Here is a 12,739-nt window from a genome sequence, read left to right as displayed (position 1 = left end):
GTGGTGGATTCCAGGGTGGAGACCGCCGTGAAGGTGGCTTCAAGCCCCGTGAAGACCGYGGTGGATTCCAGGSTGGAGACCGCCGTGAAGGCGGTTTCAAGCCTCGCGAGGACCGTGGAGGCTTCAAGCCCCGCGAAGATCGTGGTGGATTCCGTGGCGGCGACGATCGCCGCGAAGGCGGTTTCAAGCCCCCTGAAGATCGTGGCGGTTTCCGTGGCGGCGACGATCGCCGTGAAGGTGGCTTCAAGCCCCGTGAAGACCGCGGAGGCTTCAAGCCTCGCGAAGACCGCGGTGGATTCCGTGGCGGCGACGATCGCCGCGAAGGCGGTTTCAAGCCCCGCGAAGACCGCGGTGGATTCCGTGGCGGCGACGATCGCCGTGAAGGTGGCTTCAAGCCCCGCGAAGACCGCGGTGGCTTCAAGCCCCGTGAAGACCGCGGTGGATTCCGTGGCGGCGACGATCGCCGTGAAGGTGGCTTCAAGCCCCGCGAAGACCGCGGTGGATTCCGTGGCGGCAACGACCGTGGTGGATTCCAGGGTGGAGACCGCCGTGAAGGTGGTTTCAAGCCCCGCGAAGACCGCGGTGGTTTCAAACCCCGTGAAGATCGTGGTGGCTTTAAGCCCCGCGAAGACCGTGGCGGATTCAAGCCGCGCACCGAGACCAGCACCGCTGATCTCGAGGCGTTGCGCGRCCAGGAGGCTGCACGTCGTAACCACAACCCGGCCGACCTGCGTAGCTCGAACAGCCCGGAACGTGGCCGTTCCCCGGAAATTGACGATGACGTAACCGGCAAGGAGCTGGACCGCATCACCCGTGCGGAACTGCGCTACCTTGACGATGTCAACAACGAATGGGTTTCGAAGCACCTCGTCATGGCCGGTCGCTTGATCGACATCGATCCGCAGCTTGCCTATGAGCACACCATCGCAGCCAGCCGCCGTGGCGGCCGCGTGGCAGTGGTCCGCGAAGCAGTCGGCCTGGCCGCATATGCTGCCGGCGAGTTCGCCGAAGCCCTGCGCGAGTTCCGCACTCACCGCCGCATCAGCGGTTCCAACTTGCATCTTCCACTGATTGCCGACGCCGAACGCGGCATCGGTCGTCCGGAAAAGACGCTGGAAATTGCACACAGCGAAGTCGTAGAGACACTGGATACCAACGGCAAGGTCGAAATGGCCATGGTTGCTTCGGGTGCCCAGCACGACTTGGGCAACCTCGAGGCTGCCTTGGCGGAACTCGAGATCCCGCAGCTGGATCTGAACCGCGCCTTCAGCTACAGCCCGCGTTTGTTCTCCGCATACGCCGACGCACTGGAGAACCTGGGCCGCGACGAGGAAGCCGCAACCTGGCGCAAGCAGATCTCGGTGGCAGAGGAAGCCCTCGGCACCGGCGAATTCGCCGAGCCGGATATCATCGACCTCGGTGAAGACGACGAAACCGATGCACGCCGCCCGCGTGCCCGCGACATCGTGGAGCCGGAGACCGCCAAGGCAGAAGACGACGCGGAAACCCCGTCGGACGAAGCCGGCGAATCGCTGGCAGACGAAGACGCCGTCGAGGTTGTCGAAGCCGAATCGATCAACGATCCGGCCGAGGAATCGAACCCGGAACTCGACGATGAAGCACCTGTCGCCGAGGAACCCCGCGGAGCGTCCCCGGCCATCGACCAGGACGAAAACGACGAACGCTAGGAACTCGATTCACCCATGCTGATCTCAGGTTTTGACGCGCTGCTCGCCGATCTCGACGGCGTCGTCTATGCCGGCAACGGTGCAATCCCCAAGGCCATCGAGGCCTTGAACCGATTGCAGGAACACTCGGTCGTCCTGGCGTACATCACGAACAACGCCTCCAGGTCACCGGGTGCCGTTGCCGAGCACCTGATTCAGCTGGGTGCCCCGGCGTCTGCAGAACAAGTATTTGGTTCTGCAGACGCCGGAGCCGAGCTTCTCGCACAAGAACTGCCCCTGGGCTCCAAGGTCCTGGTCGTGGGAAGCGCCTACCTGCGTGACTGCGTCAGCTCCTTCGGCATGGAAATCGTGGCCAGCCACCGTGACCTTCCCCAGGGCGTCATCCAGGGCTTCGACCCTTCCCTTGGGTGGAAGGACCTTGCCGAAGCGGCATTCGCCATCCAGGGCGGGGCGATCTGGGTTGCCACCAACACCGACCGGACCATCCCGCGCGCCGAGGGCATCGCCCCGGGCAACGGCTCCCTGGTCGAAGCCGTCAGCGCAGCCACCAATGTGCAGCCGCTGGTGGCCGGCAAACCCGAACCCCTGCTCTTCCGACGCGCGGCCGAAACCTTCGAGGCCACCCGGCCGCTGGTGGTCGGGGACCGCCTCGACACCGACATCCTGGGCGGCAACAACGCCGGCTACAACACGGCCCTGGTGCTCACCGGGGTAGACTCGGCCCGCTCGGCCCTGGCCGCCCGCACTGCGGAACGCCCCGACTACATCATTGCGGACCTCTCCGGGCTCTACGCGGATTACCCCGTCGTCGAGGTCACCGGCTTCGGCATCCGCTGCGGCGCTGCACTGGCCTCGGTCAACGGCGATGCCGTCACGGTCAACGGCGACGAAGCCGACCTGGATTCCTGGCGCGCGGCATGCGCGGCCTGGTGGCTGGCCCACCCGCACCAGGAACACGCCGTCGAACCGAAGCTCAGTTTTTCCCAAACCGTCGCCGCTAAGCCATAGGCTCTAAGGTGATGACGAGCAACAACCACACACCACCTGCCAACAGCGTCCCGGTCCCCGGACCGCGGCCCGCCTCCCCGCCGGAAACCGCCGGGGCGACAACCGACCTCGACGTCCTGGAAACCCTGTCCGAGGTCCCCGTCGCCGAGCACCTGGCCATCTTCGAGACCCTGCAGGCCTCGCTTGCCGCGGACCTCGATTCGACCTCGCAGGAGCACCCATGAGCCGACTCGACCAGGAATTGGTCACCCGTTCCCTGGCCCGCTCGCGCACCGACGCGGCCCGACTCATCGCCGAACAACGCGTGAGCGTGGACGGCACCATCGCGGCCAAAGCCGCCAAGAGCGTCTCGGACACCTCCGAGATCACCGTCAAGGCCCCCGCCGGCGAGGAGTTCGTCAGCCGGGCCGGGCACAAGCTTGCCGGGGCCCTGGAAGCATTCTCACGGATCGAGGTCGCCGGAAAGCGCTGCCTCGATGCCGGGGCCTCCACGGGAGGCTTCACCGACGTGCTGCTGCGCCGCGGCGCCGACCACGTCGAGGCCGTGGACGTCGGACACGGCCAGCTGGTTGCCGAACTGCGCCAGGACCCCCGCGTGCACGTGCACGAAGGCATGAACGTGCGTTACCTGGACCCGGCGGACATCGGGGGCGTCGTGGCCCTGGTCGTGGCCGATTTGTCCTTCATTTCGCTGACCATGGTCATGCGCGCCCTGGCCGGGGCCACCGAACCCGACGGAGACTTGGTGCTGATGGTCAAGCCCCAATTCGAGATCGGCCGCGAACAGCTTTCCCGCACCGGGGTCGTCTCCAGCCCGACCCAGCGACGCAAGGCGGTGGATGCGGTGATGGCCTCGGCCACCGCGTCAGGGCTTCAGGTTTTGGGCCTCGCCCGCAGCCCGCTGCCGGGCCAGGACGGCAACGTCGAGTTCTTCCTGTGGCTGGGCAAAGGTGCCGGTCACATTCCCGATGCTTCTCCACAAGCCCGCGTCGGCACCGACGCGTGGCCCGGTGTTGACTATTCTTAGACTGGCGGCATCAGAACAGATGTCCTAACCTTCGGTCCGCCGAGGAAGGAACCCATGCGCAGGATTTTGGTCCTCACCCACACCGGTCGCACCGACGCCCTCATGGCGGCCGTGGACACGTGCTCACGCCTGCGCCTGGCCGGGCTCATCCCGGTGATGCGGCGGCTGGAAATGCAGGCCGTCCGAAACACCCCGGAAGGCGAGAACCTCGACGTGGAGGTCCTTGACGAAGACACCAGCCTCGAGGCCATCGACCTGGGCGTGGTGCTTGGGGGAGACGGCAGCGTGCTGCGCGCCGCGGAACTGGTCCGCAACGCCGGGGTCCCGCTGCTTGGCGTGAACCTGGGGCATGTCGGCTTCCTGGCCGAAAGCGAACGCGCAGCCCTGCAGGAGACCGTGCAGTGGATCGTAGAACGCCGCTACACCGTCGAGGAACGCATGACCATCGACGTGCAGGTCTGGCTGGACAACCGGCGCATTGCCCACACCTGGGCGCTGAACGAGGCCGCCATCGAAAAAGCCAACCGCGAACGCATGATCGAGGTGGTGATGGAGGTCGACGGCAGGCCGCTGAGCACCTTCGGCTGCGACGGCGTGGTCATGGCCACCCCCACCGGTTCCACCGCCTACGCCTTCTCCGCCGGGGGACCGGTTGTCTGGCCGGAGGTCGAGGCGTTGGTCATGGTCCCCATCAGCGCGCACGCGCTCTTCGCCAAGCCCCTGGTCGTGGCACCCACCTCGGTGCTGGCCATCGAGATCCTCACCCGCACCGACGCCGGTGCGGTGCTCTGGTGCGACGGCCGGCGCACCATCGAGCTGCCGCCCGGGGCCCGCATCGAGGTCACCCGCTCCACCAAGCCGGTGCGCCTGGCCCGGGTCAACCAGACCCCGTTCTCCGAGCGGCTGGTCAACAAGTTCGAACTACCCATCCAAGGCTGGCGCGGACCGGTGGAACCCGGGGACCGGGTGACCGCCACGACCGCGCTTCCGGTCATCACCCCCGCCATGCAGGTCATCGAGCCGCGACACCACGCGCCCAAACCCGAACCGGAAACCCTCGGGGACAAGGATCATCGGAGGCAACTGTGATACAGGAAATACGCATCAGCGACCTGGGCGTCATCTCCCAGGCGACCCTGCCGCTGGGCCCGGGCTTCAGCGTGGTCACCGGCGAAACCGGTGCCGGCAAGACCATGGTCATCACCGCTCTCGGGCTGCTGCTCGGGCGCCGCGCCGACGCCGGCGCGGTGCGCCACGGTGCCAAGCAGGCGGTGGCCGATGCAACGCTTCTGCTGCCTGCCACCAGCAAGGTCCTGGACCGTGCGGAAGAGGCCGGAGCGCTGGTCGAACGCTTCGAGGACCAGGCCGAACTGATCATCACCCGCACCTTGTCCGCCGAGGGGCGCAGCCGCGCCTCGGTCGGCGGACGCGCGGCCCCCGTGGGAGTGCTCGCGGAACTGGGCGAGGACCTGATCGCCATCCACGGCCAAACCGACCAGCTGCGGCTCAAGGGCGCCACGGCGCAACGCGCCTCGCTGGACAAGTTTGCCGGAGCCCCGCTGGCCAAGCTGCTTGGCACGTACCAGCAGACCTTCGACAAATGGGGCAGCGCCTCGAGCGAGCTGGAAGAACTTGTCGCCGCATCCCGCGAACGCATCCGCGAGGCCGAGTCGCTGCAGGCGGCGCTGGAGGAAATCGACGCGGTCGATCCCCAGCCGGCCGAGGACGTCGAACTGAAGAACCAGTCCCTGAGGCTTTCGAACATCGAGGCCTTGCGCTCCAACGCGAACCTCGCCCACGAGTCGCTGAACTCCGAGGACTACGAGGCACCGAGCGTCATTTCCCTGGTGGAAATCGCGCGGCACGCCCTGGAACAGGTCGCCGCCGACGACGCGGAGATCAAGTCCCTGGCCGAACGGCTCAACGAGATCGGCATTCTCGCCGCAGAGGTGTCGACGGACCTGGCCGCATACCTCTCGGACCTGGACGCCGAGGGCCCCGAGCGGCTCGCTGCGCTCGAGGAACGCCGGGCCGACTTGAACCGGCTGATCCGCAAGTACGCCCCGGACATCGACGAGGTGATTGCCTGGGCCGAGACCTCCCGCGCCCGGCTGACCGAGATCCAGGGCGACGACGGGCGCATCGAGGAACTGCGCGCCGAAACCGAGGCCCTGCGCCTCGAGGTCGCGGAGACGGCAGCGAAGCTCTCCAAGCTGCGCGCCAAGGCCGCCAAGGACCTGGCGGCCCGGGTCACCTCGGAGCTTGCCGCGTTGGCCATGCCGGATGCGAAGTTCGTTGTGGAGATCGACAAGCTCACCGAACCCAACCGCTACGGCATCGATGCGATCACCATGCTGCTGCAGCCCCACGCCGGAACCACCCCGCGCCCGCTGGGCAAGGGAGCCTCGGGCGGCGAGCTCTCCCGGGTGATGCTGGCCATCGAAGTGGTGCTCGCCGCCGTGGACCCCGTGCCGACCTTCGTCTTCGACGAAGTGGACGCCGGTGTCGGCGGAAAGGCCGCCGTGGAGATCGGCAAGCGCCTGGCGATGCTCGCCAAGCACGTCCAGGTGATAGTTGTCACCCACCTGCCGCAGGTGGCCGCCTACGCGGACCGCCACGTGCGCGTGATCAAGTCCTCGAATGCGGCGGCCGCGGACGGTGCGGGCTTCACCGCCAGCGACGTCGTGCTGCTGGACGAGGCCGAGCGGGTGCGCGAATTGGCGCGGATGCTGGCGGGCCAGGAAGATTCCTCCACCGCCCAGGCCCACGCCGAGGAGCTGCTGGGCGAGGCCCAACTGCTCGTCAGTTCGCTTTCCTGAACCATGGATTTCGCATGGCCCATCCCGCTAGCCTGTAGAGTCTTTCCCAACCGTCCAACAACGAAAAGGTGATAGGGTAGAACCCCGTGGTGCAACGTAATCTTTCTCGTGATTCCCGGTCGTCTGAAACGACAAAGCATATCTTCGTCACTGGTGGCGTGGCCTCTTCCCTCGGAAAGGGACTGACGGCTTCCAGCCTCGGTCATCTTCTTCGGGCACGTGGGCTCTCCGTCACCATGCAGAAGCTAGACCCGTATCTCAATGTGGATCCGGGCACAATGAACCCCTTCCAGCATGGCGAAGTCTTTGTCACCGACGACGGCGCCGAAACCGATCTCGACATCGGTCACTACGAACGCTTCCTGGACGAAAACCTCACCGGCATGGCCAACGTGACCACCGGTCAGGTCTACTCCGAGGTCATCGAGAAGGAACGCCGCGGCGACTACCTCGGCGACACCGTGCAGGTCATCCCGCACATCACCGATGAGATCAAGCGCCGCATGCGCCTGCCGGCCACCGAGCCGGGCAAGGGCAAGAAGGCCCCCGACGTGATCATCACCGAAATCGGCGGCACCGTTGGCGACATCGAGTCCCAGCCGTTCCTCGAATCGGCCCGCCAGGTCCGCCAGGACATCGGCCGCAAGAACGTCTTCTTCGTCCACGTCTCGCTGGTGCCGTACATCGGCCCGAGCCAGGAACTGAAGACCAAGCCGACCCAGCACTCCGTGGCCGCGCTGCGCTCCATCGGCATCCAGCCGGACGCGCTGGTCATCCGCTCGGACCGGGACATCCCGGACGAGATGCGCGTGAAGATCGGCCGCACCTGCGACGTCGATCCGGAAGCGGTCATCAACTGCGCCGACGCCCCGAGCATCTACGACATCCCCGTCGTGCTGCACTCCCAGGGCCTTGACGCATACATCGTCCAGCACCTGGGCATGAAGTTCAAGGACGTGAACTGGTCCAAGTGGAACAAGCTGCTTGACGCGGTCCACAATCCCAAGCACCACCTGGAAATCGCGCTGGTCGGCAAGTACATCGACCTGCCCGACGCCTACCTCTCGGTCACCGAGGCCCTGCGTGCCGGCGGCTTCGCCAACAAGGCCAAGGTCCAGATCCGCTGGGTTCCCTCGGACGACTGCTCCACCGAGGCAGGCGCCAAGAAGGCACTGGCCGGCGTGGACGCGATCTGCGTGCCCGGAGGCTTCGGCATCCGCGGTTTGGACGGCAAGCTTGGCGCCCTGAAGTATGCCCGTGAAACCGGGCTGCCGACCCTGGGCCTGTGCCTGGGCCTGCAGTCGATGGTCATCGAGTACGCCCGCAACGTCGTGGGCCTGGTCGATGCCTCGAGCACCGAGTTCGAGCCGGACTCCAAGCACCCGGTCATCGCGACCATGCAGGAGCAGCTGGACATCGTCGACGGCAAGGGCGACCTGGGCGGCACCATGCGCCTGGGCCTCTACGACGCGACCCTCACCGAGGGCTCGGTCGTGGCTGCGACCTACGGCAAGACCGCGGTGGCCGAGCGCCACCGCCACCGCTACGAAGTCAACAACGCCTACCGCGAGCAGCTCGCGACGGCCGGGCTGGTCTTCTCCGGCACCTCGCCGGACGGCAAGCTGGTCGAGTTCGTGGAACTGCCCAAGGACGTACACCCGTACTACGTCTCCACGCAGGCCCACCCGGAGCTCTCCAGCCGCCCGACCCGCCCGCACCCGCTCTTCGCCGGGCTGGTCAAGGCCGGGCTGGAACACCAGAAGGCCGGCAAGTAGCATCATGGCCATGACAGACGGCGAGGCGCTGGGCGATACGTTCAGCCCTCGCCGCCTGCTTTCGTCCGAGACCGTCTACGACGGACGCATCTGGGACGTTGTGCAGGACACCTTTGAATTTGCGCCCGACACGGCGCCCCTGGTCCGCGACTACATCGACCACCCCGGCGCCGTCGCGGTGCTCGTGCTCAACGACGCCGACGAAGTGCTGATGATCAACCAGTACCGCCATCCGGTGCGCATGAACCTATGGGAAATCCCAGCCGGGCTGATGGACATCGACGGCGAGGCCCCGCACCTGGCCGCAGCCCGCGAACTGGCCGAGGAAGCGGACCTGGTCGCCGCCGACTGGGCAGTGCTGGTCGACCTCTTCCTTTCCCCGGGTTCCTCGTCCGAGGCGATCCGCATCTACCTGGCCCGCAATGCGAGCCCGGTCCCGGAGCACGAACGCCACGAACGCACCGACGAGGAAGCCGACATGGCCCTCGCCTGGGTTCCGCTGGACGAGGCCGTCGCCGGTGTCCTGGCCGGACGGATCCACAACCCATCCGCAGTGGCCGGCCTGCTGGCAGCCGCCGCGGCACGCACCGGAGGCTACGCCTCGCTGCGCCCGGTCGATGTCCCGTTCGAGGCCCACCCGCGCCTGCGCTCCGCCGAGCCACGGCTCTAAAGGGGCACGGAAAAGAACATGCACACAGGAGCCGACGACGCCACCATGCGCCTTGCGGTGGTTCCCGAGACGGTTTCGCTGCCCCGCCCGGGCGTGGCACCGACGGTGCGCATCAGCCCCGTCGATTCGACCCTCCGGCTGGAAACGGTTCCGGACCCGGTTTCGGTTCCCGACCCGGCCCCGGTTCCCGACCCGGCCCCAGTTCCCGACCCGGCCCCGGTTCCCGACCCGGCCCCGGTTCCCGACCCGGTCCCGCAGCCAGGGCCGGATCCGACGGAACTGCCCATCGGCAAGCACCTGGCCAGCTACCTGCAGCACCTGGCCGTCGAACGCGGCATGGCGCGGAACACCGTCAGCGCCTACCGACGCGACCTGTACCGCTACGCGGCCTACCTGCATGGCCAGGACGTGCATACCCCGGACCAGGTGACCCTGGGACACCTGACCTCGTTCGCCCAGGCCGTGCGCGACGGAGCCGACGGTGCCGCACCGCTGAGCGCCCGCTCGGCCGCACGCACCATTGTCGCGGTGCGCGGCGTGCACAAGTTCTGGGAACTCGAAGGCCTGGCGCCCACCAACCCCGCCGTGGACCTGCACCCGCCGCAGGCCGGGCGCCGCCTGCCCAAGGCCATCTCCGTCGCTGAGGTCACCGCGATCCTTGACTCGGTCTCCATCGAGACCTCCGCCGGCCTGCGCGACAAGGCCATCCTGGAATTCCTGTACTCCACCGGAGCCCGTATCTCCGAGGCCGTCGGCCTGGACGTCGATGACCTGCACCTGGAACGCCCCGCCAGCGGACCGGCTGTGGTGCGGCTCTTCGGCAAGGGCTCCAAGGAACGGATCGTGCCGCTGGGCTCGTACGCGATCGATGCCCTGAACGCCTACCTGGTCCGCGGACGACCCGAACTGGTCGCCAAGGGCAAGGGCACCGCCGCGCTCTTCCTGAACCAACGCGGCGGTCGTCTCTCGCGCCAATCCGCCTGGACGGTGCTCACCAAGGCCGCCGAGCGCGCCGGCATCGAACAAGACGTTTCCCCGCACACCCTGCGCCACTCCTTCGCCACGCACCTGCTCGAGGGCGGGGCCGACGTGCGCGTGGTCCAGGAATTGCTGGGGCACGCCTCCGTCACCACCACGCAGGTCTACACGCTGGTCACGGCCGACACCCTGCGCGAAATCTACGCCGCAGCTCACCCTCGCGCGAACCTCTAAGGAAGCACCCCCACCATGGCACAGAGCTTTGCGACAACACCCACCCAAGTCGTCCTGTGCCTGCCGATCCTGCGCGGGCTGACCGGCACCCAGGTGCTGCTGGGCCACAAGCAACGCGGCTTCGGTGCCGGACGCGTCGTGGCCCCTGGCGGGAAGATCGAGCCGGGGGAGAGCCCCGAGAATGCCGCGGTGCGCGAGCTCTTCGAGGAAACCGCGCTCGTCGCGCAGAGCTCTTCCTTGGAACCCGCGGCGCGGGTCTTCTTCCGCTTTCCCGCCAAGCCGGCCGCCGACATGGACTGCACCGTCTTCCTCACCTCCGCCTTTGCCGGCATGGCCGCCGCCTCGGAGGAACTGGTCCCGGCCTGGTACCCGGTGGGACACCTGCCGCTGGCGCGGATGTGGGACGACTCGGCAATGTGGCTCGGACGACTGCTGGCCGGGGAACGCTTCGACGCCCTGGTGGTGCTGGACGAGGACAACGAATCGGTGGCCTGCTTTTCCACCGTGGACTGGGCGGATAGAAGAATTCCTGCAACAACTGCAACCGAAGCCGGATTTCCGGACATTACATAGCTAACAAGGGCCCGCAGCTGCGGGGCCCACGGCCGGGCACAGGGGGAGGGGCGTCGGTGGAAACACAGGCTTCAGCGGCCGTGGAGGAATTGCACCGCCTGCATTCGAAGAACGTCTACCGGTATGTCTACCGCCGGATCCTGGACGTCGAGGTCGCCCGGCAAATCACCAACGACGCCTTCCGGCTGGCCTGGCAACGCGGCATCACGCCCGGCGGCGATGCGCTTCCGTGGCTGTTGGTGACGGCCCGGAACCTTGTCGGCAACGAGTTGCGCTCCATGGGCCGGGAAAAGAACCTCGTGTTGAAGGCCGCAGCCGCCCGGCTCGCCGAGCGCAGCGGCCGCGATTCCGGACTGGACGAACAGGTGCACGAGGTCCTGGACGCGCTGCGTGCCAAGGACCGCGAGGTGCTCATCCTCGCCTACTGGGATGCGCTGCCGATTGCCGAGATCGCCGCGGTGCTGGAATGCTCGCACGAATCGGCGAAATCGCGGCTGTTCCGGGCCCGCAAGGCCTTTGAACGCAAGGCACCAACAAGCATGTTGAAGGGTGGCAGCTCTCATGGACAACATTGAGAAGCTCATTTCCGGGATCGACCCGGCCGAGCGCGACAACATCGACGATCCCGGTCCGCTGCAACTCCAAGATCCCGTCCCGGTCTTCAGCCAGCGGCCCGTACAGGTGAATCCGCGAAAATCCGGGGGAAAATGGCGGATCATCGCGGCAGGGACGGCCATCGCCGCAGCGGCCGTCGGACTCGTCGTCTGGGCACCCTGGCAGGCCCCGACGGGAACCGGCCCGGCCTCGCCCACGCTTCCGACCACGGGAAATCCCACCAACGGTCCCTCGCCCAGCTCATCCGCGGATGGATCGGCGCTGCCGCGCATCGATTACGGGCTGCCCAACTTCCTGGTTCCGGCCAGCCAGGACGTCTACTTCCAGGACTCGGCCGCCTGCAACGCCCTTGACCTGCGGACCCTGGACCTCGTGGACGCCAATGGAATCCGGACCAAACTGCCTGACAACGCCAACGCGTACCCCGTGATCGGCTGCGTCGATTCCCTGGCGACGATCCTGCGGTCGGACCTGGCCGAGGCCGGCAACCCCACCGGTGACGGTTCCGGCATTTGGCTAGCCCGCTGGAAGGACGGAACCTGGAGCATCACGGCAGACGACGACACGGGCATCAACGTCGTTGGCAGCATGCCCTTCTTCACCAACCCCCGGCTGCGGGCGCTGGACAATCCAGCCGATCCCATCCTCAAGCCCGAACAGCTGCGCAAGCTCAAGGTCCTGGGACTCGACGGCACCAGCCTGGGCAGGCTTCTGGGACCCGACGTGCCGTCGTGGATGGACGCGAAACCACCGGAGGAAAGCCACGCCTTCGGCAACGAATTGCTGAGGATGGACCATCCCGCGTGGGAAGAACGCGAGTGGAAGATGGATGAGATCGGCACTCCCATCAACGATCCAATGGCCGGACCCAACGACGTGGACAGGTACGACCTGGTCTTCTACGACCTCCGGGGCAAGAAGGTATTCAGCCTGACGAGCCTGAGAAAGGGCGCCGAGCAGGAGCCCACGGACTGTACCGATCCGGGACCCACCTACAAACTTGATGGGGAATCACCCAGCAACGTGGTTGCGGATGCGGGGCCGCTGAAGCTGGCCCTGAGCACGGTCRCGGAAGCCGATGGAAGCCGCTACTCGGTGGTCGGGCTCTATCCCGCGGACCTCCCGTCCATGGGGAGGGCCTGCGATGTGCGCTTCGGCGTCGACATCGGGGAACGCACCTTGATGCTCACCCATTGGAACGACCCCATGGGTTTCAAGAACCAAGGTGAAATCAACGYGTACCTGGGCTCGGTTGAATACACCCAGGCCAAGGCGGTGGCCAAGTCCCTGGTCATCCAAGACCTGGGGTAGGTCCGCCACTCCACTCACCCGGCAGGCCGGTCGGCCGGCCT

General features: G+C 66.9%; 13 protein-coding genes. 12 read left to right on the top strand and 1 reads right to left on the bottom strand.

The features are described from left to right. A partial coding sequence (locus BLJ79_RS21840; protein WP_217641956.1) for a hypothetical protein occupies positions 1–716 on the bottom strand: 716 nt, incomplete at its 3' end. Between BLJ79_RS21840 and BLJ79_RS21835 the strand changes: the two genes are divergently transcribed. From BLJ79_RS21835 to BLJ79_RS21780, 12 genes are all read left to right on the top strand, one after another. Further along, the gene (locus tag BLJ79_RS21835; RefSeq protein ID WP_071216919.1) at positions 684–1,688 is read left to right on the top strand and encodes a tetratricopeptide repeat protein; all 1,005 of its coding nucleotides are present in this window, start codon (positions 684–686) and stop codon (positions 1,686–1,688) included. The genes BLJ79_RS21840 and BLJ79_RS21835 overlap by 33 nt on opposite strands. Positions 1,689–1,703: 15 nt before the next feature. Then, complete coding sequence (locus BLJ79_RS21830; RefSeq protein WP_083411550.1) at positions 1,704–2,696, top strand: HAD-IIA family hydrolase; 993 nt, start codon at positions 1,704–1,706, stop codon at positions 2,694–2,696. An 11-nt stretch (positions 2,697–2,707) separates the two neighbouring features. Beyond that, complete coding sequence (locus BLJ79_RS21825) at positions 2,708–2,920, top strand: hypothetical protein (protein ID WP_071216918.1); 213 nt, start codon at positions 2,708–2,710, stop codon at positions 2,918–2,920. Continuing rightward, positions 2,917–3,723, top strand: coding sequence for a TlyA family RNA methyltransferase (locus tag BLJ79_RS21820; RefSeq protein ID WP_071216917.1), 807 nt, complete (start codon positions 2,917–2,919; stop codon positions 3,721–3,723). The genes BLJ79_RS21825 and BLJ79_RS21820 overlap by 4 nt, the downstream gene beginning before the upstream one ends. A gap of 54 nt (positions 3,724–3,777) precedes the next feature. Next, on the top strand, positions 3,778–4,812 hold the full coding sequence (locus BLJ79_RS21815; RefSeq protein ID WP_071216916.1) for an NAD kinase: 1,035 nt from the start codon (positions 3,778–3,780) through the stop codon (positions 4,810–4,812). Further along, complete coding sequence (recN, locus tag BLJ79_RS21810; RefSeq protein ID WP_071216915.1) at positions 4,809–6,542, top strand: DNA repair protein RecN; 1,734 nt, start codon at positions 4,809–4,811, stop codon at positions 6,540–6,542. The genes BLJ79_RS21815 and recN overlap by 4 nt, the downstream gene beginning before the upstream one ends. Before the next feature lie 86 nt (positions 6,543–6,628). Then, positions 6,629–8,317: a CTP synthase gene (gene pyrG / locus BLJ79_RS21805; RefSeq protein ID WP_071216914.1), complete on the top strand. Its 1,689-nt coding sequence runs from the start codon at positions 6,629–6,631 to the stop codon at positions 8,315–8,317. Between the two features lie 4 nt (positions 8,318–8,321). Beyond that, complete coding sequence (locus BLJ79_RS21800; RefSeq protein ID WP_071216913.1) at positions 8,322–8,987, top strand: NUDIX domain-containing protein; 666 nt, start codon at positions 8,322–8,324, stop codon at positions 8,985–8,987. Positions 8,988–9,005: 18 nt separating this feature from the next. After that, on the top strand, positions 9,006–10,199 hold the full coding sequence (gene xerD / locus BLJ79_RS21795) for a site-specific tyrosine recombinase XerD (RefSeq protein WP_083411549.1): 1,194 nt from the start codon (positions 9,006–9,008) through the stop codon (positions 10,197–10,199). 15 nt (positions 10,200–10,214) lie between these two features. Further along, complete coding sequence (locus BLJ79_RS21790) at positions 10,215–10,772, top strand: 8-oxo-dGTP diphosphatase (protein WP_083411548.1); 558 nt, start codon at positions 10,215–10,217, stop codon at positions 10,770–10,772. A gap of 56 nt (positions 10,773–10,828) precedes the next feature. Beyond that, positions 10,829–11,347, top strand: a complete 519-nt coding sequence (locus tag BLJ79_RS21785) for an RNA polymerase sigma factor (protein ID WP_071216912.1) — start codon at positions 10,829–10,831, stop codon at positions 11,345–11,347. Beyond that, positions 11,334–12,698: a hypothetical protein gene (locus tag BLJ79_RS21780; protein WP_071216911.1), complete on the top strand. Its 1,365-nt coding sequence runs from the start codon at positions 11,334–11,336 to the stop codon at positions 12,696–12,698. Before BLJ79_RS21785 ends, BLJ79_RS21780 begins: the two co-directional genes overlap by 14 nt. Positions 12,699–12,739: the final 41 nt, after the last annotated feature.

It is taken from the genome of Arthrobacter sp. UCD-GKA (assembly GCF_001863355.1).
Lineage (GTDB): Bacteria > Actinomycetota > Actinomycetes > Actinomycetales > Micrococcaceae > Paeniglutamicibacter.
Note: the sequence above shows the minus strand (reverse complement) of the source record. Positions and strands in the feature narration are given on the sequence as shown.